This is a genomic window from Streptomyces sp. NPDC001663, from assembly GCF_042893105.1.
Taxonomy (GTDB): domain Bacteria; phylum Actinomycetota; class Actinomycetes; order Streptomycetales; family Streptomycetaceae; genus Streptomyces.
The window spans coordinates 405,208-425,517 of record NZ_JBIAUR010000002.1; the positions used below are offsets into that span (position 1 = coordinate 405,208).

The window sequence follows — 20,310 nt, forward strand, 5'->3', positions numbered from 1 at the left end:
GTCTATGTCCGCTTGAGAGTGTGCACCGGCTCTCCGGGCTTCCAGACCTCGACGACCAGGTACTTGTCGTCCTCGACGTAGGTCCGTACGACCTCCGTCAGCTCGGTGCGGAAGAGGTGGAACGGCTCCGGCGGTTCCACCTCTTTCATGTACGCGGCCTTCGCCCCGGCGTCCTCGACCCCGATCGCCCGTCCGCTGATCCGCACGTCACCGCCGCCCAGCCCGGTGCCCGGTCCCGGGTTGGCCTGGAGGGCGAAGCGCGGGTCGCGGTTCAGGTCGAGGGCCTTGAGCGAGTTCGGCATCATGCCGAGCCACAGCTCGCCGTCGAGGAAGCGGACCTCGAGGCCGGTGGTGCGCGGGGAGCCGTCCTTGCGGAGGGTGGCGAGGACGTGGTGGGTGAAGGCGCAGAAGCGGTCCTCGACGGTCCGGGCGAGGTCGGGTTCGGCGGTGGCGAAGGTGTCCCAGTTTGCTGCCATAGGGCGAGTCTGGCGCCGATACCCGACATCTTCTGTCGGGTATCGGAGGCCAAGTCGGGCCCCGGGCCGATTGCGCACGTCTTCTTTGCACAACAACTCTGTTCTCCTGCGCTGACCGACGGTAACTTCCGCCCCGTAAAACAACCCAGTGCTGGAGGAACACATGCACGGCACCCCCGGGGTCGGGCCCACTCCGCCCGTGCCGCTGCCGAGCGACCGGCTGCGGTTCGCGATGCCGCCGATGCACGAATCGGTCGACGACGAGCGCCGCCACCGCAAGGAGCGGCTCGCGGGCGCGCTGCGGATCTTCGGGCGGCTCGGCTTCGAGGACGGCGTCTCGGGGCACATCACCGCGCGCGACCCGGAGTACTCGGACTGCTTCTGGGTCAACCCGTTCGGGATGCCCTTCAAGCACGTCACCGTGAGCGACCTGGTGCTCGCCAACTCGGAGGGCCAGGTCATCGAGGGCCGCTACCACATCAACCAGGCCGCCTTCACCGTCCACGCCCAGGTCCACGCGGCCCGCCCCGACGTCGTGGCCGTGGCCCACTGCCACTCCGTGCACGGCCGCGCCCTGTCCGCACTCGGCGACCTGCTCGACCCGATCACCCAGGAGAGCTGCGCCTTCTACGAGGACCACGCCCTCTACGACGCCTACACCGGCGTCGCCGTCGACTCCGACGAGGGCCGCCGTATCGCCACCGCGCTCGGCTCCCGCAAGGCGCTCGTGCTGCGCAACCACGGGCTGCTGACGGTCGGCGACTCGGTCGACGCGGCCGCCTGGTGGTTCGTGTCCATGGAACGGTCCGCCCAGGTCCAGCTCACCGCCAAGGCCGCCGGCCGCCCCCTCCTCATCGATCACCGGCTGGCGGCGGCGACGCGAGAGCAGCTCGGCGGCGACCTGGTGGCATGGATCAACTACCAGCCGCTGTGGCAGGACATCAGCCGCAGCGAGCCCGACCTGCTGAACTAGAACCCTCTGAGCACGGCCGCCTTCGTCATCGCGAACTCCTCGTCCGTGAGCACCCCGTCCCGATGCAGCTCGCCCAACTCCCGCAGTCTGCGCAGGAGTACGTCGTGGTGGTCGGCCGGCGGCAGTACGGCGCCGCCGAGCTGCCGCCGCTCGGCGTAGTCGCCGCCGTCGGTGCGTGTGGACGGGTGCGGCAGCCGGGCGGTGACGGCCGTGGCGACGAGCGCGGTGAGCAGATCGCGGCGGGCGCTGCCCCACAGGTCCAGGGCGTACGGGTCCTTCTCGGGCGGCAGTTTGGAGAACGCCGTCTCGCGGGTCACGAAGCGCAGGAAACCGTCCTCGTAGCCGGAGTTGGGCAGCCACTCGACCTGCACGAGATCACCGAGAGCCATGATCCGCGGCCCGGTCGCGCGCTTGACGCGGTCGGAGGTGTCGGCCCAGTCGATGCGCACCTGGGTGCCGTCGAAGGAGACGGTGCCGTCGGAGGAACGGACCGAGACCGGGACGGGCGGCCCGGGCAGCAGATAGGCCTTGGTGGGTTCCTTGGGGATCTGGTCCAGCATCAGCGCCCGGCGGATCTCCTCGGCGACGTACTCGGCGACCCCGGCCCGGTCCACGTCCACCACCAGCCGGTACGGATCGGCGGGGTCGGGCAGCCGCCCGCCCGTCGCCTGCAGCAGCGGATCGGCGCCCTCGCGCAGCCGCATCCGCAGCCGTCCGCGTTTTCGTTCGGGTTCGAAGACCACGCCGGCGATCGCTTCGAGGGGCACGGCGACCTCCCCGTAGGTCTGCCGGAACAGTGGCACGGAGCGGTGGAGACCAGGCGTGATCCTGACCGTGGTGCCGTCGAAGGCCCAGGTCCCGTCCCGCTGGATGATCTCGGCCATAGGGAAATTCTCGCAGCAGGGTCAACACGGCGGCCCCGCTTCACCCCGCGCTGACCAGACCTGCCGGACGGAGGCGGGGTGGCGTAGGGCACAATTCGCTGTCATCACACGGGAGTTGCGGGGCGGCGGCCGACTGCTGAAGCAGGGCCGCCGGCCGTCGAGGTCGCGGGGAAGGCGGGCGTCGGCGTGGCGGTGCAGGAGGCGAGAGGCGGCGCGGACGCCGGCGCGCCCGGAGGCGGGCACAGCAGCGGCTGCACCTGCGGGGACTGCCCGCACGGGGCGCGCGAGGGACACCGGCGGGCGGTCGCCGAATTCCTGCTGCTGCGCGACGGGTTCGCGGCCGGAGAGGGGCTGCCCGCCGCGGTGGCCCACTCGGCGCAGGCCTCCCGCCAGTGGGTCTCGGAGGAGCTCACCCAGTCCGCGGAAGTCGTCGCCGAACGCGGCCGCGCCGAGGGCGAGGCCTGGCTCGCCCGGCTGTGGCGCCGTACGGCGATCACCGTGTGGGCCCTGGTCGTCGTACTGCTGCTGGTGCAGGCGCTCACGGCGATCGGCGCGGGCTGGACGGCGGCGCGCACGGCGGGGCTGCTCGCGGCCCTGGTGGCGGCCGGGGCGCTGACGGCGGCGTCGTGGTTCCACCGCGGGCGCGGCGGAGTGCTGGCGCCGGTGATCGGCGAGGACAACCGGCTGTCGACCTCGCGCACCGTGGCCGCGGTCTGGGTGCTGTTCGTCGCGTACGCCGTGCTGGTGCTGGCAGGCCGCCTGGCCGCGGCCTCCGACCACGCCGAGCGCGACGCGCTGCTCTCCGGTCTCGGACTCGCCCGGGGCGCGGGCGTCGTGACCGTGCTGGCCGTGGTGTGCGGGATCGCGGTGCTGGTACGGCGCGTGGTCGGGCTGCGGGTCCTCGGCCAACGGCTGCAGAAGGTACGGGCACACCGGCCGCGGGCCGCCGACCTGCTCACCGACGACGCCGGACGGGGCGCCTTCGCCGACATCCAGTACGTCGCGATCAGCACGGCGGCCGTCCTGTTCGCGGCCGTCCGGCTGGCCCGCCGCCCCGACCAGCTGCCGGACCTGCCGTGGGGCCTCGCGGTGGTGGTGCTGGTCTCGGCGGCGACGTACCTGGCCGGCAAGTACGCCGAGGGCGGTCGTCCGGTGATCCTTTCCGTCGTACGGGCGCGGGAGGCGGGCGACCTCGACGCCCCGATCCGCACGGGCGACGACATCGAGATCCGCGGCGCGGGCTTCGTGCCTCCGGGGGCGCAGGGGGCGGACCGGCTGTCGCGGATGGTGGTCCGCATCGGCGCGGTGAACGTGCACGTCCCGCTGGTCCCGGTGACCCGGGGCTTCAGCAACCCGACGGACGCGGTACTGACGGTGCCGGTCCCGGCGGATGTGGAACCGGGGAGGGTCGAGGTGCAGGTGGTGACGGCCGCGGGGGTCGAGACCAATCGGTACGCGATCGACGTGACGGACTGAATCGGCTTGAATGACCGAGTTGGCGTGACGGATTGAAGTGACTTGGGGTTCAGGAGGGGTGGCGAGCCCCCGTACTGGGCACCAGGTCAGAAAACGGCCCGCACGAATTGAGCGTGCCGTCCTTTACGTACGTATCGTCTTTTGAGGGGTCCCGGCCCAGCGGGCGAGAGGCGACAGTGATGACTCACGGCATGCGCACGGACACGCACACCCCCTATCTGGACGGCGACCGGAGCTGGCGCGACAACGCCACCCGCTTTGCCCTCCTTCCCCTTCGCGTCTTCCTCGGCGTCACGTTCATCTACGCCGGGCTGGACAAACTCACCGACAGCGCGTTCATGAAGTCCTCCGGCTCGGGCTCGATCGGCGAGACGATGCGCTCCGTACGCGACTCCTCCGCCATCCCGGCCCTGGTCGACCTGGCGCTGAAGAATCCCGTCGGCTTCGGCTACGCGATCGCCTTCGGCGAGCTGGCCGTCGGCATCGGCACCCTGATCGGCCTGCTCGCCCGACTGGCGGCCCTCGGCGGCGCGCTCATCTCCTTCAGCCTGTGGATGACGGTGAGCTGGGCCTCCGACCCGTACTACTACGGCAACGACCTCGCCTACATGATGGCCTGGCTGCCCCTGGTGCTCGCGGGTGCCTCCGTGTTCTCCGTGGACGCGGCACTACGCGCGCGGCGAAGGCAGCGGGCGGGAGGTTACCGGTAGCTCCTGGTCGGCGGGGGCTACCGGCGGCGGCACCCGGGGGTGACCCGGTGGGCCGCCGCCGTCATGGTGAGCCGGGGGCGTGCCACCGTCGCCGCAAGGCGTGGAGGCGTCATCCCGGCGCGTCCAACCGCGGCTCCGCCGGGCCCTTCCCCGCCGCCACCGCTCGTCGCCGACGTATGCCCCGGCTCAGCACCCCCACCGCACCGGCGAGGCACAGCCCGCCGATGACGACGGGTATCACCGCGAACCAGGGCGTCTCCCAAAGGCCCCCCGCGTCACCGGCGTAGATGGCACCGGCGAGGGCGAGGAACGCGCCGGCGACGAGCCTCCCGGGCTGGAACTCATGACGCAGCACGGCTCACCTCCGCCTGTCCGAGCCCGACCTGGAGATCTAGGTCGAGCGTGCCCGTGTTCTTGCCGCCCGTGACCGGCGACAGGGTGACGTCCTTGTGCTTGCCCGGCTCCACGTCCACGTCCTTCTTCTCGTCGCCCGGCAACTGGATGTCGCCCACGCCCACGGCGATCGTCAGCTTCACGGTCACGTCCTTCGGCACGATCACCTCCAGCCGGCCCATTCCGACCTCGGCCCCCGTGTGCACCGTCTGCCCCTTGGTCAGCTGCAGCCGGGTCAGATCCAGCGTGCCGACGCCGCTGCCGACGTCGTACTTCTCCTGTACGTCCGCCACCGCGGCGGGTCGCCAGGTGGTGTGCGTCCAGTGGGTGGCGATGTCCTTGGGTAGCGCGGCCGACGCGGCGAGCAGGGCCGCCGTGACGACGGCGAGGAAGATCGACCCCGCCCCCGTACGCCCGAGGAACGAGCTCACCGCGATGCCCAGGCCGAAGACCACGAGCGCGGCGGACAGGCCGGCCTGCAGGCTGGTGCCGAGCGCGTGGTCGTCCCACGTCAGCCCGGTGCCGAGGCCGCCCGCGAGCAGGGCCAGCAGGAAGATCCAGCCGCCTGTCCAGCGGGGGCCGCGCGGCTTGGGCGCGGGCGCGCGCGGGGTCCGTATGTCCGCGCGGTCGGTCCAGGAGTTGCCGAGGCCGATGTTGACCGCCGCCGCGATGTCCCGGTCGCGGGAGTCGTGGGGGCCCCAGAGGTAGCCGGTGCCGCCGACGTGCGTGCCGTCCTTGACGATGGGGTCGCGCCACCAGGAGGGGTAGGCGGCCGGAACCGGCGGCGCCTGGGCCTCCGGCGGGGCGTCGGCGACGGCCTGGGCGGCCAGCGGGTCGGGGTCGGGGGTGCCGCGCTGCCGTGACCAGTACCCGGCGCCCGCGAGGAGCAGGGAGAGGACGACGGAGAAGGCCAGCACCCCGCCGTTCTTCAGCATCGTCAGGAACACACCGCAGCCGACCAGCGCGAACAGCACCGCGGTCAGGGCCTGGCCGTCGACCCGGCCGGTCAGCAGCTTGCGGACCTCGTTCTGCTCCTCGTCCTCGTACGGGACGAGGAGCCAGGCGAAGCCGTAGAAGATCAGGCCGATGCCGCCGGTCGCGGAGAGGACGACGAGCGTGATCCGGAAGATCACCGGGTCCATGTCGCACTGGCGCCCGAGACCGGAGCACACCCCGGCCAGCAGCTTGTACCGCCGGTCGCGCCGGAGCTTGCGGGGGGCCTCGGCGGCCTCCGCCTGTGCACCCCCCTCTTCCCGCGCGCCCGCGGGCGCGGCATCCGCGGCGGGCGCGGCATCCTGCGGCCCGGCGCCCGAAGCGGGGCGCGGGCCGGAGCCGGGTCCCGGACCCGTCGCGGCGCGCTCGTGATCTGTCATGTGTCCATGGTGACGGGCGGGCGGCCCCGGCGGGAGTCGGAACGACCCTGGCCGGACCCTGATATCGCCCCTGAGCCGGCGCCCGGGAAGCGTTCGACGGGCCCGGGCGCCGAAGATCAGGGGAGTATCGGGGGTCGACCCTGATGCCCGTGTCCTCCGGCCGTGTGAGTATCGATGCCATGCCGGAAGCCGCTGCAGCGCCCCTCGTCGAACCGCGGCCGCCGCGCAAGCTCTACCGCAGCAGCGACGGACGCTGGCTCGGTGGTGTGGCGCGGGGGCTCGCCGGACACCTCGGGCTGCCCGTCATCTGGGTACGGCTGGTGTTCGTCGGCCTGTTCATGGCGGACGGCCTCGGCGCGCTGCTGTACGCCGCGTTCTGGTTCTTCGTGCCGCTCGGCGTCGGCGGCGTCGGCGGTCAGAGGGCCCCGTCGTTCGTCAGCACCGAGACCTCGCCCGACGGCCGCCGCAGGCTCGTCGCCCGCAGGCCGGACCGGGGGCAGATCGTCGCCCTGCTCCTCATGGTCGTGGTGGCCATGATCTTCGTGGGCAACGTCAATCTGAGCGGCGGCGCCAAGGTCTATCTCTGGCCCGTCGTCCTCGTCGGCGCGGGCGTCGCCCTCGTCTGGCGCCAGGCGGACAACGCCCGCCGGGCCCGCTGGGCCGAGGTCGGCAGCCGCCGGCGCACGCTGACCCTGCTGCGTGCCGCGGGCGGCGTCCTCCTCGTCACCGCGGGCGCCTCCGGCATCTTCGTCCTGCAGGGCTCCGCCGCCCACCTCGGCTCCGTCCTGCAGGCGGCCCTCGCGGTCCTCGTCGGGATAACGCTCCTCGCGGGGCCGTACCTCGTCCGCATGACCCAGGACCTCTCCGAGGAACGGCTGATGCGCATCCGCGCCCAGGAGCGCGCCGAGGTCGCCGCCCATGTCCACGACTCCGTGCTGCACACCCTGACCCTGATCCAGCGCAACGCGGAGAACGCGAACGAGGTGCGCCGCCTCGCCCGCGCCCAGGAGCGCGACCTGCGCACCTGGCTCTACAAGCCGGAGGGCACGGGCAAGGACGAGGCCGACGAACCCGACAACCTCGCCGACGCGGTGCGGCGCAACGCCGCCGAGGTCGAGGACAAGCACGGCGTCCCCATAGAGGTCGTCATAGTCGGCGACTGCCCGCTCGACGAGAGGGTCGGCGCACAGATGCAGGCCGCGCGCGAGGCGATGGTGAACGCGGCCAAGTACGGTGGCGAGGGCGGCGCGGTGCAGGTCTACGCCGAAGTGGAGGGGAAGACGGTCTTCGTGTCGGTCCGGGACCGCGGCCCCGGCTTCGACCTCGACTCGATACCCGCCGACCGCATGGGCGTCAGAGAATCGATCATCGGCCGCATGGAGCGCCACGGCGGCACGGCGCGGCTGCGCGCGGTGCCGGACGGCGGCACGGAGGTCGAGCTGGAGATGGAGAGGGCGGAGAAGACGTCATGAGCGACCCGACCGAGGCGAACGAGCCCGTGGAGTCGACCGGCGGGAGCGCCGTCGAGCGGCATGTGCGCGTGGTCCTCGTCGACGACCACCGCATGTTCCGTACGGGAGTGCAGGCCGAGATCGGCCGGACCGACGAGACCGGAGTCGAGGTCGTCGGCGAGGCCGCGGACGTCGACCAGGCGGTCACGGTCATCACCGCGACCCGACCCGAGGTGGTCCTCCTCGACGTGCATCTCCCGGGCGGCGGCGGGGTCGAAGTCCTGCGCCGCTGCGCCGCGTTGATGGCCGACGCCGAGCAGCCGGTCCGCTTCCTCGCCCTGTCCGTGTCGGACGCGGCGGAGGACGTGATCGGCGTGATCCGCGGCGGTGCGCGCGGCTACGTCACCAAGACGATCACCGGCACGGACCTCGTCAACTCCATCTTCCGCGTACAGGAGGGCGACGCCGTCTTCTCCCCGCGACTGGCCGGCTTCGTCCTGGACGCCTTCGCCTCCACCGACGCCCCGCCGGTCGACGAGGACCTGGACCGCCTCACCCAGCGCGAACGGGAAGTCCTGCGGCTCATCGCCCGCGGGTACGCGTACAAGGAGATCGCCAAGCAGCTGTTCATCTCGGTGAAGACGGTCGAGTCCCATGTCTCGGCGGTACTGCGGAAGTTGCAGCTCTCGAACCGGCACGAGCTGACGCGGTGGGCGACGGCGCGACGGCTGGTGTGAGTGCCGCGCGGCCCGCTCAGGCCACGCGCGTGGCGCCGGCGAACGGCATCTCGTCGATCGGCGCGATCCGCACCGGCGCCGACGGGTTCGGGGCGTGGATCATCTGGCCGTTGCCGACGTAGATGCCGACGTGGCTGATGCCGGAGTAGAAGAACACCAGGTCGCCCGGCGCCAGTTCGGAGCGGGAGACGCGACGACCGGCACCGATCTGGGCGTAGGTCGTGCGGGGCAGGGAGATGCCCGCGGAGCGGTAGGCGGCCTGGACGAGGCCCGAGCAGTCGAAGGCGTCCGGTCCGGTCGCGCCCCAGACGTAGGGGCTGCCGAGCTTGGCGTAGGCGTACGAGACGGCGGCCGCGGCACGGGAGTCGGGCGCCTGCGCGGTGGCGAAGCCGGGGGCCTCCAGGCCGACGCGCGCGCCTGAACCGGACCGTGAGGCGCGCTCCGTGCCGCCGCCGTCCAACCCGAGCCGCGCGCGCTCCTCGGCCGGCAGCCGGGACATCAGCTGCCGCGCCGCGTCCAGCTTGCCGGTGATCGTCTTCTTCTCGCGCTTCAGCTCCGCCTGCCGCGACTTGAGCGAGGCCAGTTCGATGCGTGCGGCGCCGCGCAACTGCTCGATCTCCCGCAGCTGTTTGCGTACGCTCGCGACCGCGGCCGCCTGCCGGGTGCCCGCCCGGTCGACGAACTCGGCGCCCTCGAGGTAGTGGTCGGGGTCGTCGGACAGGGCGAGCTGCAGCGCCGGGTCGAGGCCGCCGTCGCGGTACTGGGCCGCGGCCATCGAACCCAGCGCGTCCCGCGCCGAGTTGAGCTTGTCCGTCTTGCGTGCCGCCTCGTCCCGCAGCGTCGACAGCCGCTGTTCGGCGGCGTCCGCCTTCTCCTTCGCCCCGTTGTACTTCTCGGTGGCTTCCTCCGCCTCCTGGTACAGCTTGTCCACCTTCGCCTTGACCTGCGCCGGAGTCAGATTCGGCGCGGCCTGTCCGGTCCCGTCGAAGGCCGTCGCGGTCGCCGCCCCTGCCAGGGCGATCGTGAAGGCGGTCCGGGCCGAACTGCCGCCGAGTGAACGCCGACTGGGCTTGCGGTGCGCTGCCACGGACTGCACGTCCTTTCGTACGACCGCCTCGTACCGGGGCGGCGCAGAGGGACACCCCCTCCGCGTCCGGCGGCCGCCCGCACAGGGGGAGCGGGCCGCCGCCGGACCTTCTCGGCGGTGGTGGCCGACTGCCGCCCCTGGCCCGGGCGGCGGTGGGGAGCCGGTCACCTGGTGGAGGACGCTAAACCTGTCCGTGTCGGCCCGGTAACGCGATGTGCGGAAGTGCCGCGAGGGGATCGCCGGGTGACCGCATCGGGCCGTGATCCAGGTACCGCGCCGTCGACTTCGCGCAGTGCGCTGACCGATGTGCCGGTTCCGGGACACGGGTGGGTGACGGAGTGCTATGGGCCGCATTTATGCAAGATCGACCCGCGTGGGATTCATGCACGAACGGCACGAACGGCACGGACGGGGTGGGCCGGTGTCGGGCGCCCCATGCGCCCCTGTTTAAGCTCCGGCCTCATGGACGTACTCATCCATCTCTTCGTCGGTCTGCACATCGTCGGCATCGCCGCGCTCCTCGGCGGCTTCCTCACCCAGATGAAGGCGATGGGCCGCGACGAGGCCCGCTTCGTCCCGGCGATGCTGCACGGCGCGCTGACCATGCTGGTCACCGGCGCGATCCTGGTCGGCCTCAACCAGGCCGACGACCAGCACGTCAACAACATCAAGATCGGCGTGAAGCTGGCCCTGCTGATCGTGATCCTCGGTCTGGTCTATGTGAAGCGGGACGACGAGAAGGTGGACAAGAGCCTGTTCGGCCTGGTGGGCCTGCTCACCACGGCGAACATCTTCATCGCGGTGCTGTGGACGTGACCTCGGCGGCGGTCGGTTCCGTGGCCGCCGCGGCGTAGGCCCGGACCGCCCCCGCGGCGACGGCCAGCCAGGCCGCCACCGCCATCCACAGCAGCACCTCCCCGGGCGTCTCGAGCCACGGGACGTCGAGCGCGGCGGCGACGGACAGCGTGCCCGCCGCCGTCATCCCCATCGGGAACACGGTCGCCCAGCGGCGCACGTCGTAGCGCAGCCGCGGCCGGACCGCCTCCGCGACGAGCAGGACGGCGTACCAGGCCAGGTCCAGCACGAGCAGTGCGACGGTGACGGCGCGCAGGACGCCGCGGTCGTCGTCGTTCCACAGGTACAGGCGCGCGCTGTCGGCGGCGACGAGTTTCGCCCCGGCCAGCGCCGAGATGGCGAGCGCGCCGCCCGCGATCCAGTGGTCCCCGGCCCCTTCGACGACCTGCCTCAGGTCGAAGTGGGCCAGTGCGAAGCCGTAGAGGACGAGCCCGAGCCAGAACAGCACGAGCGCCGTGTGCGCGAGCCACGCCGTCGCCTCGGCCCCGGCGAGCGTGGCCCCGAGCACGGCGAGCCCCTGCGTGGCCACGCAGCACAGGAACACCGCGCCCGGCATACGCCGCCGCCAGTGCCGTACGACGCCCACGAGCAGCGCCGGCCACAGTACGGCCGCCAGCGCGAGCAGGGCCTCGGCGAGGGTCTGCCATCCGAGTGCGGAGATCCGGGTGCCGAGCACACACGTCGCCGCGACGGCGGTGAGCGCCCCCGGCGTCCCCGCCTCCGTCCGCCACCTCTCACGTTCCCGCACCAGCCGCTCGACGAACTCCGCCGCCAGCACGACCCAGGCGGCACCGGCCAGCCCGAGCGTCACGCGCGACAGCACCTCGTACCCGGTCAGATGCAGCCCGACCGACAGGATGGCGGTCGCCATCACGGCAGCCCCGGCCGCCGGCGAACGCCGCGCCCACCAGGCACGGAAAGGGGAGAGGCGGGACGAGAGGAATGTGCGGGAGAGGCCGGACATGGGCCGATGCTAAGGAGCGCGGGGCGCCGCGCGAGCGGGGCACGCGCGCGGGAGCGACGAAATGCGCGCGAGCGCAGGGCACGGGCCCTGCGCCCGCTCCGACGTGATCGTGGGTCCGGTGCCTTACGCCGGCCGCACCACGCTGTGGATGATCGACTCGCCGCCGTAGTAGACCGACTCCTCGCGGACGTACGCGCCCGGCTTCGGGGCGTGGATCATCATGCCGTTGCCGATGTAGAGGCCGACGTGACTGATGTCGTCGTAGAAGAAGATCAGGTCGCCCGGCTGGGCGTCGGCGAGGGAGACCGTGGTGCCGGCGTTCACCTGGTCGTAGGTGGTGCGCGGGAGGGAGACGCCGGCGGCCTTCCAGGCGGCCTGGGTGAGGCCGGAGCAGTCGTAGGAGCCGGGGCCGGTGGCGCCCCAGACGTACGGCTTGCCGATCTGCGCGCGGGCGAAGGCGAGCGCCTTCTCGGCCTTGGTGGAGTAGGAGGAGTCCGAGGTGCCGGTGCTGGAACCGGTGTCGGAGGACGAGCCGCTGTCCTGGGCCGCGGCCTCCTCCTTGGCCTTCTCCTCAGCCGCCTGCTGCTTGGCGAGCTCCGCGGCCTTGCGGGCGGCCTCCTCTTCCTTCTTCTTCTGGATCGCCGCGAGCCGCGCCTTCTCCTCGGCGGTCAGCTTCGACAGCAGATCGCGCGCGTCGGAGAGCTTCTTCTGCACCGTGGACTTGGCGGTCTGCAGGTCGCTCTGCGTCTCGGTGAGCGTCCGGAGGCTCTTGGAGGCCTCCTGGCGCTTCTTCATCGTCGCGGACTGCTCGGTGAAGTAGTCGTCCACCGCAGTCTTCTGACGGGACGTCAGCCGTCCCATGAGCTGCGTCTGGTCGAAGTAGTCCTGCGGGGAGTCGGCGAGCAGGAAGGTCGCCGTGTCGGGCGCGGCGGCGCCGGTCCGATACTGGGCGGCGGCGAAGGAACCAAGCTGCTCCCGCTCTTCGTTGAGCTTCTGCGTGCGCTCGGCGACGTCGTCGAGGAGGGTGTCGACGCGCTTGCGCTGCTTGGTGGTCTTCTCCTTGGCGGCGTTGTACTTCTCGGTGGCCGACTCCGCCTGGCGGTAGAGATCGTCGACCTTCTTCTCGACTTCCTCGAGGCTGGGCTTCCCGTCGGCGGCGGGGGCGGCGTTCGCCGACTGGGACAGCAGGGCCACCGAGGTGAGGGCGGCGGTGGCGAGGGCGGGGGTGCGTATGCCTGCTACGCGCGTACCCGCGGGGCGCGACTTGCGGTGCGACGCCAAGAGTGGCGACTCCTTCCATGTTCCGCCTACCGAGTTAGCTGTCGGGTTCGGGCGGGTGATTCGGAAGGGTTGCCCTACGGCCCTTGCCCCGGAGGGGAGTTAGGCCGATTCACCCCAAGGTCGGTGGGTCCCCGGCTCCGGACGGCGCGGCGGCGCCCCGGACTCGGCGGAGGCCGCGCGGCCCGGCGACGTTCGCCGGTGGGGGTCGTACGGCCTGCTCGGAACGGTAGCCAACTCGTGTGGCCCCTGTGAAGGTTGATGTTCGATATGCCCGATACATTTTCGTGACCTTTGGTCAGAGTGTCGCTCGCCGTCGCCAATACGGAGTGATCTGCGTCAACTTGTACGTATTTTGACCGGAGTGACGACATCCGCCCGCTTTCGACCGCTAACTTCCAGCCAGCCACGGTCCGGTGCCGTGGCGGGTGAGAGGGGTTCGGCCATGAGGAAGCGCACAGCACTCGTCGTCGGCACATCGGTCGCCCTCGCCGCCACCGCGGGCATCGCACCCGCGAGCGCGGCAGGGGGCCACGGCGGAGGAAAGCCCGTGATCCGCGTGATCGCCAAGGGCCTCGACAACCCGCGCCAGCTCTCGTACGACAACGGTCATCTGTACGTCGCCGAAGCCGGCCGCGGCGGCAAGAAGTGCCTCGGGGAGGGACCCGAGGGCCCGACGTGCATAGGTCTCTCGTCGGCGGTCACCAAGATCTTCTGGGACGGGGGCGCCTGGAAGCACTACCGCCTGGTCGACGGCCTCCCGTCGGCGGGCGCACCCGACGGCGGCTTCTCGGTCGGCGTCGACGGCGTCTCGGCCCTGAACGGCTGTGTCTGGGGCGTGGAGACCTGGGCCCCGCCGGAGGCCGGCGTGCCCACCACCCCGCCCTGGAACAAGCTCGGCAAGCTGCTGTCCATCGAGCGGGGCAAGGCCAGGATCGCCGCCGACATCTCCGCCGTAGAACTGAAGTACAACCCGCACAAGGCGTCCGTCGACTCCAACCCGTACGGCGTCCTCGCGCTCCCGGACGGCCGCAGGATCGTCGCGGACGCGGCCGGCAACGACCTCGTCGAGGTCTCCCCGGGTGGCAAGGCCCGTCCCTTCACGGTGTTCAAGAACCACGACGGACACGAGGCCGTCCCGACCTCCCTGGCCCTCGGCCCCGACGGCAACCTCTACGTCGGCGAGCTCAACGGAGAGCCCAAGAAGCCCACCGCGCGCGTGTGGAAGGTCGATCCCCGGAGCGGCAGGATCCTCGGCTGGAAGTCCGGCTTCGGCTCGATCACGGGCATCGCGTTCAACAGCGACGGCGACCTGTACGTCAGCCAGCTCTTCGCCGGCGTCGTGACCAAGGTCTCGGGCGGCAAGCGTACGAACGTGCAGGTGCCGTTCCCGGCGGGCGTGGCCGTCGACCCGTGGGACGGCAAGGTCTACGTCTCGGCCTGGTCCATCGCGGACCGTGACGGCACGGTGCTGGAAGGCAAGAAGACACCGGGCGGCCAGGTCTGGAAGATCCTCGGCTTCTGAGCGCGGGAGGCCGGAGGGCCGGGTTCCGGGAGGCCGGTTCCCGGCCCTCCGGGGCGCTGAATCCGTCGATGTTCTCGGGGTGGCGGCGGGCTGTCAGTGGGGCGCCCTAGACTCGGAAGGCGATGAGCAGCCTCTTTGACGACAGCTTCCTGGCGAACCTCCAGGCCCCTCGCGGGCACGAGGAGGAACTCCCGCCTCCGCCCGAGGACGATCACGTACCGGAGCAGGTTCCGGACGATCTGTTCGGTGGGAAGTTCGACGTGCCGCCGGACCGGGACGCCTATTACCGCGACGGCGCCCCACGCCCGGTGATCGACGCGGCCGCGCTCCTGGACGGGCTGAACGAGAACCAGCGCGCGGCCGTCGTCCACTCCGGCACCCCGCTGCTCATCGTGGCCGGCGCCGGCTCCGGCAAGACCCGCGTGCTCACGCACCGCATCGCGCACCTCCTCGGCGAGCGGAACGTGCATCCGGGCCAGATCCTCGCGATCACCTTCACCAACAAGGCCGCGGGCGAGATGAAGGAGCGCGTCGAGCAGCTCGTCGGCCCGCGCGCGAACGCGATGTGGGTGATGACCTTCCACAGTGCGTGTGTGCGCATCCTGCGCCGCGAGAGCAAGAAGCTCGGCTTCACGTCGAGCTTCTCGATCTACGACGCCGCCGACAGCAAGCGCCTGATGGCCCTGGTCTGCCGCGACCTGGACCTCGACCCCAAGCGCTACCCGCCGAAGTCCTTCAGCGCCAAGATCTCGAACCTGAAGAACGAGCTGATCGACGAGGAGGACTTCGCCGCCCAGGCCGCCGACGGCTTCGAGAAGACCCTCGCCCAGGCCTACGCCATGTACCAGTCGCGGCTGCGCGAGGCGAACGCCCTCGACTTCGACGACCTGATCATGACGACGGTCAACCTGCTCCGCGCCTTCCCGGACGTCGCCGAGCACTACCGCCGCCGCTTCCGCCATGTGCTGGTGGACGAGTACCAGGACACCAACCACGCCCAGTACGCACTCGTGCGCGAGCTCGTCGGCACGGGCGCGCACGACGAGGACGTACCGCCCAACGAGTACGACCTCCTGCCCGCCGAGCTGTGCGTCGTGGGTGACGCGGACCAGTCCATCTACGCCTTCCGCGGGGCGACGATCCGCAACATCCTCCAGTTCGAGGAGGACTACCCGAACGCGACGACGATCCTCCTGGAGCAGAACTACCGCTCCACGCAGACCATCCTGAGCGCGGCCAACGCGGTCATCGAGCGCAACGAGTCCCGCCGCCCCAAGAACCTGTGGACCAACGCGGGCGCGGGCGCGCGCATCACGGGCTATGTCGCCGACACCGAGCACGACGAGGCCCAGTTCGTCGCCGAGGAGATAGACCGACTGACGGACGCGGGCGAGGCGAAGGCGGGAGACGTCGCCGTCTTCTACCGCACGAACGCCCAGTCGCGTGTCTTCGAGGAGATCTTCATCCGCGTCGGCCTGCCCTACAAGGTCGTCGGCGGCGTCCGCTTCTACGAGCGCAAGGAGGTCCGGGACGTCCTGGCCTACCTACGGGTGCTGGCCAACCCCGAGGACTCGGTGCCGCTGCGCCGCATCCTCAACGTCCCCAAGCGCGGCATCGGCGACCGCGCGGAGGCGATGATCGACGCCCTCGCCCAGCGCGAGAAGATCAGCTTCCCGCAGGCGCTGCGCCGCGTCGACGAGGCGTACGGCATGGCCGCGCGGTCGGCCAACGCCGTGAAGCGGTTCAACACGCTGATGGAGGACCTCCGTACGATCGTCGAGTCCGGCGCCGGCCCGGCGACCGTCCTCGAGGCAATACTCGAACGGACCGGCTATCTGGCCGAGTTGCAGGCCTCCACCGACCCGCAGGACGAGACCCGTATCGAGAACCTCCAGGAACTCGCCGCCGTGGCCCTGGAGTTCGAGCAGGAGGCGGGCGAGGGCGAGGAGTCCCCCGGGCTCGCCGACTTCCTGGAGCGGGTCGCGCTCGTCGCCGACTCCGACCAGATCCCCGACGAGGACGAGGACGGCTCCGGCGTCATCACCCTGATGACCCTGCACACGGCCAAGGGCCTCGAGTTCCCGGTCGTCTTCCTGACCGGCATGGAGGACGGCGTCTTCCCGCACATGCGCGCCCTCGGCCAGACCAAGGAACTGGAGGAGGAGCGCCGGCTCGCCTACGTCGGCATCACACGCGCGCGTGAGCGCCTGTACCTGACGCGCTCATCGTTGCGCAGTGCCTGGGGCCAGCCGTCGTACAACCCGCCCTCTCGTTTCCTCGAAGAGATCCCGGCCCAGCACGTCGACTGGAAGCGGACGGGCGCCACGGCACCGGTCTCCGCCGGCCCGGCGTCGGGCGTGGCGGCCTCTCTGTCGTCCTCCCGCTCGCGCTCGTCGGCCTCGGGAGCGTCCGGCTTCGCCACGAGCCGCGCGTCCGACAAGCCGGTGGTCTCGCTGGCCGTCGGCGACCGCGTCACGCACGACCAGTTCGGCCTTGGCACGGTCGTGGCCGTGAAGGGCACGGGCGGGAACGCCGAGGCGACGATCGACTTCGGCGACGCCAAGCCGAAGCGGCTGCTGCTGCGGTACGCACCGGTGGAGAAGCTGTAGCCCGCACGCAGTGAGCCCCCGCTCAACAGCGGGGGCTCACAAGGAAGTTGCAAGGGATCAGGTCGGGTCGAGCCCGTGGCTGCGCAGCCACGGCAGCGGGTCGATCGCCGAGCCGCCGCCCGGCCGTACCTCGAAGTGCAGGTGCGGGCCGGTCGAGTTGCCCGAGTTGCCGGAGTACGCGATCGGGTCGCCGGCCTTCACGGTCGTACCGGAGGCGACGCGGTAGCTGGAGAGGTGGCAGTACCACGTCTCCGTGCCGTCCTTCGCGGTCACGATCATCATGTTGCCGTAGGCGCTGTTCCACTGTGTGCGCACGGTGCCGTCGGTCGCGGACATCACCGTCGTGCCGTACGACACCGGGAAGTCGATGCCGGTGTGCACGGACATCCAGTTGATGCCGGCCTGGCCGAAGTAGGCGCTGAGCCCCTTCTGGGTCACCGGCAGGACGTACTTGGGGCGCAGCCGCTCCTTGCGGGCCGCCTCGGCCGCCGCCTTCTTCTTCTCGGCCGCCTGCTGCGCCTTGAGGTCGATGCGCTCCTGCGTACGGCTGGCCCGGTCGGCGAAGTCGTCGGCGCCGGCGGACAGGCTCTGGATCTGCGTGTCCAGCTTGTTGTTGGCGGCGGACGGTTTCACCGCCTGTGCGTCCGACGCGGTCGTCGAGGTGTCCTTGTCGCCGCTGAACGTGCCCACGGAGGCGGCGGCGATGCCCGCCACTCCCATCACACACGCCGACGGCACGGCGATGGTCAGCAGCGCGGACCGCTTGGGAGGCGTACGGCGACGGGAACGCGCCCCGCCGCGGGAGGCCGCGCGCGGCGCCGGGACCGGCGTGACCTCCTCCTGGTCGTCGAGGAGCGGAGCGTCGTCGAGGAGCGGGGCGACAGCGGGCAGCTCGCCGGTGGCGTCCAACCGGCCGCCGTCCGGGCCGGTCTCGTCGTAGCCGGTTTCGTCGTACGAGACCTGATCGGCCTGCCGCTCGTGGTCGTCGCCCGCGGTCGTGGCGCCGTCGGCCGGACCGTCGGAGTTCCACTGTGTGGCGTCGTACGCCCCGGTGTCGAAGGTCTGCGTGCCCCATTCCCAGTGCTGGGTCTGGTCGGCCGCGCCGCCGGTCCCGTCGGGCTGGAGCCAGGCGCTCGCGTCCCAGTGGCCGGAGGTGTCGTGCCCGGTGGACTGCGGCGGGATGGCGGAGAGCTGCTGGTAGTCGGCGCTCCAGGCGGTCGTCTCGTAGACCCCGGTGTCGTAGGCGGCGTGGTGCTGGGCCGCGTACAGGTCGTAGTTCAGCGTCTGGTGACCGCCCGTCGCCCACTGACCGGAGTCGTACGAGCCGGTGTTCTGGCCCGGGAGGCTGCCGAAGAGGGGGTCCGCGTCGAAGGTCGCGGTGGCGTGGGCGCCGGTCGCAAAACCGCTGGCGTCGTAGTTGCCGTGCGTGGTGAATTCGCCGTACTGGGCTTCCTGGGTGCCGTACGACGCGTAGTGCGCCGAGGCGGCGTCGGAAGCCGGAGCCGGGGTGGTCATGATCCCCGACGGGTGACGGTCGTTCACCAACTTCTCTTTCGCCTCGACAACAGGGGCTGCCAGAGCAGTGCGGTGACTGTACCCGCCGGTATGCGGGCTCGACAATCTTCAACAGGTTTCGTGCGCGCAGGAAACGGGCATTCGGCCGTGTTTCGGGGGAGTGCGGGCACGGGTTTGGCCTTGTGTTCGACAGTCGTTCGATATCGATTGGCTGTCAGTCGGCTGTTCGGGATGCGGTCAGGCCACTGTCAGGCCGCCGGCGTGTGCGGCGGCTTCGGCTCCCGTCCGTTCGGCGTCGAGGGCCTGGCGTATCCCGGTCGCGACCGCGGGGTGCACGGGCAGGGCGAGATGTCCGATCCCGCTCACCCGCACGTTCTGCACCATCAGGTCGGGGTGGTCGATACAGGCGGTCTCCAACGGATCCATCAGGTGGTCGAGGTCGCTCCAGAAACTGATGAAGTGCGTACGGCAGCCGGGCGCCGGCCGGGTTAGTTCCTCGAGCAGGTCGGAGCCGGGGCGCATCTGGCGCACGATCGGGTGAGCGTTGGCCAGCGGCACCACCCGGGTGCCGGAGTGCGGGGTGCCGAGCGTCACCAGAGTGCGGACGCGGAGGTCGCCGCCGAGCCGCTGCACGTAGTACCGCGCTATCAGTCCGCCGAGGCTGTGTCCGACGATGTCGACCTGACTGCTGCCCGTGCGCTCGCAGATCTCCTCTATGTGCCGGCCGAGCAGCTCGGCGGCGGTGCGGATGTCGCAGGTCAGCGGCGAGTAGTTGAGGGACTCGACCTGCTGCCTGCCGTGCTGGGCGAGGCTGCGGCGCAGCAGCACGAAGACCGAGCGGTTGTCTATGAAGCCGTGGAGAAGGACGACCGGGGGTTTGGACTCGGTCGGCAGCTGTGCTGCGCCGTCCGGCGAGGGGAGCGGGGCCGCCGATCCCCGGCGTTCCTGGGTGATGCCGGACGGATAGAGGAGGAGGTGGCCCGCGAGGATCGCGAGCTCCAGGGCGGTCGCCTTCAGCAGGGCCAGGGAGAGACCTGCCAGTCTGCTCGGGAGCAGCCGCTGGCAGAGCGGAAGAAAGGGCAACGCTGCCCTGGTGACCTTCATGGCCGACCTCCTGTCGGCACGCAGGAGGACGGCTCTGTCCCCCGTGTGCCCTCGTGGGAAGTCGCGACGGAGGCGGTCGACGGGGCATGAGGGGGGCGCGTGGGGTGAGTCCGGTGTGCGGCGAATGCGGCGCGGGTGGTACGGGTTGTGCGGGTAGTGCTTCTGGTGCTCGTTGCGCCTGTGACGCCGCTGACCTGCCCTACGTGCCCTTCATGCCTGTATCGACGCGCCGCACCCCCACGGCGCGCGGCCTGCGGCGCGGTGGTGCGGCGACCTCGTTGCGGCTCCCGTTGCGCGTGTTCCCATCGGAACGGTGCGCGGTGAACGTGTCCCACCGTGTGATTTCCCCCTCGGTCCACAGCGCGAAACTGCCGGTTGCGGGATGCTGGGGATAACGTTCGTTCACTTCCCCGGCCGGTGTGGGTACTGCAGTACTTGTCGGTAGGGATGGATGCAGTCGCTTCATGGAGGCAGTGATGGGTGTGGCAGCCGGTCCGATCCGCGTGGTGGTGGCGAAGCCGGGGCTCGACGGCCACGATCGCGGAGCCAAGGTGATCGCGCGGGCGCTGCGCGACGCCGGTATGGAGGTCATCTACACCGGCCTCCACCAGACGCCGGAGCAGATCGTCGACACCGCGATCCAGGAGGACGCCGACGCGATCGGGCTGTCGATCCTCTCCGGTGCCCACAACACGCTCTTCGCCGCGGTGATCGCACTGCTCAAGGAGCGGGACGCCGAGGACATCCTGGTCTTCGGCGGCGGGATCATCCCCGAGGCGGACATCGCGCCGCTGAAGGAGAAGGGCGTCGCGGAGATCTTCACGCCGGGGGCGACCACACAGTCGATCGTGGACTGGGTGCGGGCGAACGTTCGGCAGCCGGCCGGGGCGTAGGCCTCCG

The 20,310-nt window shown here is 71.1% G+C and carries 18 protein-coding genes and 1 riboswitch; of the genes, 9 read left to right on the plus strand and 9 right to left on the minus strand.

Going from position 1 to position 20,310, the window contains the following annotated elements:
* Nucleotides 1–2: 2 nt before the first annotated feature.
* Nucleotides 3–476: a pyridoxamine 5'-phosphate oxidase family protein gene (locus ACFY1L_RS08185; protein WP_388819934.1), complete on the minus strand. Its 474-nt coding sequence runs from the start codon at nt 474–476 to the stop codon at nt 3–5.
* A 163-nt stretch (nt 477–639) separates the two neighbouring features.
* On the opposite strand from ACFY1L_RS08185, the gene ACFY1L_RS08190 reads away from it, so the two are divergent.
* Nucleotides 640–1,449, plus strand: coding sequence for a class II aldolase/adducin family protein (locus ACFY1L_RS08190; protein ID WP_388819937.1), 810 nt, complete (start codon nt 640–642; stop codon nt 1,447–1,449).
* On the opposite strand, the gene ACFY1L_RS08195 is transcribed toward ACFY1L_RS08190, so the two are convergent.
* A complete protein-coding gene (locus tag ACFY1L_RS08195) occupies nt 1,446–2,333 on the minus strand; it encodes a DUF4429 domain-containing protein (protein ID WP_388819939.1) in 888 nt (295 codons plus the stop codon). The two genes, ACFY1L_RS08190 and ACFY1L_RS08195, sit on opposite strands and share 4 nt — an antisense overlap.
* A 186-nt stretch (nt 2,334–2,519) precedes the next feature.
* Here ACFY1L_RS08195 and ACFY1L_RS08200 point away from each other — a divergent pair, with 186 nt between their 5' ends.
* Nucleotides 2,520–3,809, plus strand: coding sequence for a hypothetical protein (locus tag ACFY1L_RS08200; RefSeq protein WP_388819942.1), 1,290 nt, complete (start codon nt 2,520–2,522; stop codon nt 3,807–3,809).
* A gap of 179 nt (nt 3,810–3,988) precedes the next feature.
* The gene (locus ACFY1L_RS08205) at nt 3,989–4,519 is read left to right on the plus strand and encodes a DoxX family protein (protein ID WP_388819945.1); all 531 of its coding nucleotides are present in this window, start codon (nt 3,989–3,991) and stop codon (nt 4,517–4,519) included.
* A 109-nt stretch (nt 4,520–4,628) separates the two neighbouring features.
* On the opposite strand, the gene ACFY1L_RS08210 is transcribed toward ACFY1L_RS08205, so the two are convergent.
* Nucleotides 4,629–4,874 carry a hypothetical protein gene (locus ACFY1L_RS08210; protein WP_388819947.1) on the minus strand — a complete coding sequence of 82 codons (246 nt, stop codon included), beginning with the start codon at nt 4,872–4,874 and terminating at the stop codon, nt 4,629–4,631.
* Nucleotides 4,861–6,285, minus strand: coding sequence for a PspC domain-containing protein (locus ACFY1L_RS08215; RefSeq protein WP_388819949.1), 1,425 nt, complete (start codon nt 6,283–6,285; stop codon nt 4,861–4,863). The genes ACFY1L_RS08210 and ACFY1L_RS08215 overlap by 14 nt, the downstream gene beginning before the upstream one ends.
* Nucleotides 6,286–6,428: 143 nt before the next feature.
* Here ACFY1L_RS08215 and ACFY1L_RS08220 point away from each other — a divergent pair, with 143 nt between their 5' ends.
* Entirely contained in the window at nt 6,429–7,757 is a 1,329-nt protein-coding gene (locus tag ACFY1L_RS08220; RefSeq protein ID WP_388819952.1) for a PspC domain-containing protein, read from the plus strand.
* Nucleotides 7,754–8,473, plus strand: coding sequence for a LuxR C-terminal-related transcriptional regulator (locus ACFY1L_RS08225; RefSeq protein ID WP_388819955.1), 720 nt, complete (start codon nt 7,754–7,756; stop codon nt 8,471–8,473). Before ACFY1L_RS08220 ends, ACFY1L_RS08225 begins: the two co-directional genes overlap by 4 nt.
* Before the next feature lie 16 nt (nt 8,474–8,489).
* Here the strand turns inward: ACFY1L_RS08225 and ACFY1L_RS08230 are convergent, their stop codons facing one another.
* Complete coding sequence (locus ACFY1L_RS08230; RefSeq protein WP_388819958.1) at nt 8,490–9,560, minus strand: NlpC/P60 family protein; 1,071 nt, start codon at nt 9,558–9,560, stop codon at nt 8,490–8,492.
* A gap of 462 nt (nt 9,561–10,022) precedes the next feature.
* Between ACFY1L_RS08230 and ACFY1L_RS08235 the strand changes: the two genes are divergently transcribed.
* On the plus strand, nt 10,023–10,376 hold the full coding sequence (locus ACFY1L_RS08235; RefSeq protein WP_388819960.1) for a hypothetical protein: 354 nt from the start codon (nt 10,023–10,025) through the stop codon (nt 10,374–10,376).
* On the opposite strand, the gene ACFY1L_RS08240 is transcribed toward ACFY1L_RS08235, so the two are convergent.
* Nucleotides 10,354–11,379: a tellurite resistance/C4-dicarboxylate transporter family protein gene (locus ACFY1L_RS08240; RefSeq protein ID WP_388819962.1), complete on the minus strand. Its 1,026-nt coding sequence runs from the start codon at nt 11,377–11,379 to the stop codon at nt 10,354–10,356. The two genes, ACFY1L_RS08235 and ACFY1L_RS08240, sit on opposite strands and share 23 nt — an antisense overlap.
* Nucleotides 11,380–11,502: 123 nt before the next feature.
* Nucleotides 11,503–12,660, minus strand: a complete 1,158-nt coding sequence (locus tag ACFY1L_RS08245; protein WP_388819965.1) for an NlpC/P60 family protein — start codon at nt 12,658–12,660, stop codon at nt 11,503–11,505.
* An 8-nt stretch (nt 12,661–12,668) separates the two neighbouring features.
* Nucleotides 12,669–12,817, minus strand: a riboswitch (cyclic di-AMP (ydaO/yuaA leader).
* A gap of 285 nt (nt 12,818–13,102) precedes the next feature.
* Here ACFY1L_RS08245 and ACFY1L_RS08250 point away from each other — a divergent pair.
* Nucleotides 13,103–14,182: a ScyD/ScyE family protein gene (locus ACFY1L_RS08250; protein ID WP_388819967.1), complete on the plus strand. Its 1,080-nt coding sequence runs from the start codon at nt 13,103–13,105 to the stop codon at nt 14,180–14,182.
* A gap of 122 nt (nt 14,183–14,304) precedes the next feature.
* The gene (gene pcrA, locus ACFY1L_RS08255) at nt 14,305–16,791 is read left to right on the plus strand and encodes a DNA helicase PcrA (RefSeq protein WP_388819970.1); all 2,487 of its coding nucleotides are present in this window, start codon (nt 14,305–14,307) and stop codon (nt 16,789–16,791) included.
* Between the two features lie 57 nt (nt 16,792–16,848).
* On the opposite strand, the gene ACFY1L_RS08260 is transcribed toward pcrA, so the two are convergent.
* A complete protein-coding gene (locus ACFY1L_RS08260; RefSeq protein ID WP_388821120.1) occupies nt 16,849–18,306 on the minus strand; it encodes a M23 family metallopeptidase in 1,458 nt (485 codons plus the stop codon).
* Between the two features lie 237 nt (nt 18,307–18,543).
* On the minus strand, nt 18,544–19,410 hold the full coding sequence (locus ACFY1L_RS08265) for a lipase family alpha/beta hydrolase (RefSeq protein WP_388819973.1): 867 nt from the start codon (nt 19,408–19,410) through the stop codon (nt 18,544–18,546).
* Between the two features lie 476 nt (nt 19,411–19,886).
* Here ACFY1L_RS08265 and ACFY1L_RS08270 point away from each other — a divergent pair, with 476 nt between their 5' ends.
* Nucleotides 19,887–20,303 carry a cobalamin B12-binding domain-containing protein gene (locus ACFY1L_RS08270; RefSeq protein ID WP_388819976.1) on the plus strand — a complete coding sequence of 139 codons (417 nt, stop codon included), beginning with the start codon at nt 19,887–19,889 and terminating at the stop codon, nt 20,301–20,303.
* The last annotated feature ends 7 nt before the right edge of the window (nt 20,304–20,310 follow it).

Coding starts and splice junctions, on each gene's coding strand:
- ACFY1L_RS08185 (WP_388819934.1), bottom strand. CDS start 476: ATGGCAGCAAACTGGGACACCTTCGCCACCGCCGAACCCGACCTCGCC.
- ACFY1L_RS08190 (WP_388819937.1), top strand. CDS start 640: ATGCACGGCACCCCCGGGGTCGGGCCCACTCCGCCCGTGCCGCTGCCG.
- ACFY1L_RS08195 (WP_388819939.1), bottom strand. CDS start 2,333: ATGGCCGAGATCATCCAGCGGGACGGGACCTGGGCCTTCGACGGCACC.
- ACFY1L_RS08205 (WP_388819945.1), top strand. CDS start 3,989: ATGACTCACGGCATGCGCACGGACACGCACACCCCCTATCTGGACGGC.
- ACFY1L_RS08215 (WP_388819949.1), bottom strand. CDS start 6,285: ATGACAGATCACGAGCGCGCCGCGACGGGTCCGGGACCCGGCTCCGGC.
- ACFY1L_RS08220 (WP_388819952.1), top strand. CDS start 6,429: ATGCCCGTGTCCTCCGGCCGTGTGAGTATCGATGCCATGCCGGAAGCC.
- ACFY1L_RS08225 (WP_388819955.1), top strand. CDS start 7,754: ATGAGCGACCCGACCGAGGCGAACGAGCCCGTGGAGTCGACCGGCGGG.
- ACFY1L_RS08235 (WP_388819960.1), top strand. CDS start 10,023: ATGGACGTACTCATCCATCTCTTCGTCGGTCTGCACATCGTCGGCATC.
- ACFY1L_RS08240 (WP_388819962.1), bottom strand. CDS start 11,379: ATGTCCGGCCTCTCCCGCACATTCCTCTCGTCCCGCCTCTCCCCTTTC.
- ACFY1L_RS08250 (WP_388819967.1), top strand. CDS start 13,103: ATGAGGAAGCGCACAGCACTCGTCGTCGGCACATCGGTCGCCCTCGCC.
- pcrA (WP_388819970.1), top strand. CDS start 14,305: ATGAGCAGCCTCTTTGACGACAGCTTCCTGGCGAACCTCCAGGCCCCT.
- ACFY1L_RS08260 (WP_388821120.1), bottom strand. CDS start 18,306: ATGACCACCCCGGCTCCGGCTTCCGACGCCGCCTCGGCGCACTACGCG.
- ACFY1L_RS08265 (WP_388819973.1), bottom strand. CDS start 19,410: ATGAAGGTCACCAGGGCAGCGTTGCCCTTTCTTCCGCTCTGCCAGCGG.
- ACFY1L_RS08270 (WP_388819976.1), top strand. CDS start 19,887: ATGGGTGTGGCAGCCGGTCCGATCCGCGTGGTGGTGGCGAAGCCGGGG.